A 1,860-nucleotide genomic window follows, 5' to 3' on the forward strand; every position below is an offset into this window, starting at 1 on the left:
TGTGATGGGTAGGGGAGCGTCGTGTGCCGGGTGAAGCAGCAGCGGAAGCTAGTTGTGGACGGTTCACGAGTGAGAATGCAGGCATGAGTAGCGATACACACGTGAGAAACGTGTGCGCCGATTGACTAAGGGTTCCTGGGTCAAGCTGATCTGCCCAGGGTAAGTCGGGACCTAAGGCGAGGCCGACAGGCGTAGTCGATGGACAACCGGTTGATATTCCGGTACCCGCTTTGAAACGCCCAATATCGAATCAGGCGATGCTAAGTCCGTGAAGCCGTTCCGGACCCTTCGGGGAAAGGAAAGTGGTGGAGCCGACGAACCAGACTTGTAGTAGGTAAGCGATGGGGTGACGCAGGAAGGTAGTCCAGCCCGGGCGGTGGTTGTCCCGGGGTAAGGGTGTAGGCCGAGGGGTAGGCAAATCCGTCCCTCATATAAGGCTGAGACCTGATGCCGAGCCGATTGTGGTGAAGTGGATGATCCTATGCTGTCGAGAAAAGCCTCTAGCGAGTTTCATGGCGGCCCGTACCCTAAACCGACTCAGGTGGTCAGGTAGAGAATACCGAGGCGTTCGGGTGAACTATGGTTAAGGAACTCGGCAAAATGCCCCCGTAACTTCGGGAGAAGGGGGGCCATCACTGGTGATCGGACTTGCTCCGTGAGCTGGGGGTGGCCGCAGAGACCAGCGAGAAGCGACTGTTTACTAAAAACACAGGTCCGTGCGAAGCCGTAAGGCGATGTATACGGACTGACGCCTGCCCGGTGCTGGAACGTTAAGGGGACCGGTTAGTGCGCTTTCGGGCGTGCGAAGCTGAGAACTTAAGCGCCAGTAAACGGCGGTGGTAACTATAACCATCCTAAGGTAGCGAAATTCCTTGTCGGGTAAGTTCCGACCTGCACGAATGGCGTAACGACTTCTCGACTGTCTCAACCATAGGCCCGGTGAAATTGCACTACGAGTAAAGATGCTCGTTTCGCGCAGCAGGACGGAAAGACCCCGGGACCTTTACTACAGTTTGATATTGGTGTTCGGTTCGGCTTGTGTAGGATAGGTGGGAGACTGTGAAACCTCAACGCCAGTTGGGGTGGAGTCATCGTTGAAATACCACTCTGGTCGTGCTGGATGTCTAACCTCGGTCCGTGATCCGGATCAGGGACAGTGTCTGATGGGTAGTTTAACTGGGGCGGTTGCCTCCCAAAGGGTAACGGAGGCGCCCAAAGGTTCCCTCAGCCTGGTTGGCAATCAGGTGTTGAGTGTAAGTGCACAAGGGAGCTTGACTGTGAGACCGACGGGTCGAGCAGGGACGAAAGTCGGGACTAGTGATCCGGCGGTGGCTTGTGGAAGCGCCGTCGCTCAACGGATAAAAGGTACCCCGGGGATAACAGGCTGATCTTCCCCAAGAGTCCATATCGACGGGATGGTTTGGCACCTCGATGTCGGCTCGTCGCATCCTGGGGCTGGAGTCGGTCCCAAGGGTTGGGCTGTTCGCCCATTAAAGCGGTACGCGAGCTGGGTTTAGAACGTCGTGAGACAGTTCGGTCCCTATCCGCTGTGCGCGTAGGAATATTGAGAAGGGCTGTCCCTAGTACGAGAGGACCGGGACGGACGAACCTCTGGTGTGCCAGTTGTCCTGCCAAGGGCATGGCTGGTTGGCTACGTTCGGGAGGGATAACCGCTGAAAGCATCTAAGCGGGAAGCCTGCTTCAAGATGAGTATTCCCACCTCCTTGAGAGGGTAAGGCTCCCAGTAGACGACTGGGTTGATAGGCCAGATGTGGAAGCCCGGTAACGGGTGAAGCTGACTGGTACTAATAGGCCGAGGGCTTGTCCTCAGTTGCTCGCGTCCACTGTGTTAGTTCTGAA

General features: G+C 56.5%; 1 rRNA gene. It reads left to right on the plus strand.

Annotation, left to right across the window (positions count from 1 at the left end):
• Positions 1-1,829, plus strand: a 23S ribosomal RNA gene (locus tag ACZ6JT_RS35270); the annotation flags it as partial.
• Between the last annotated feature and the right edge of the window lie 31 nt (positions 1,830-1,860).

Source organism: Streptomyces sp. NPDC046308 (assembly GCF_055588065.1).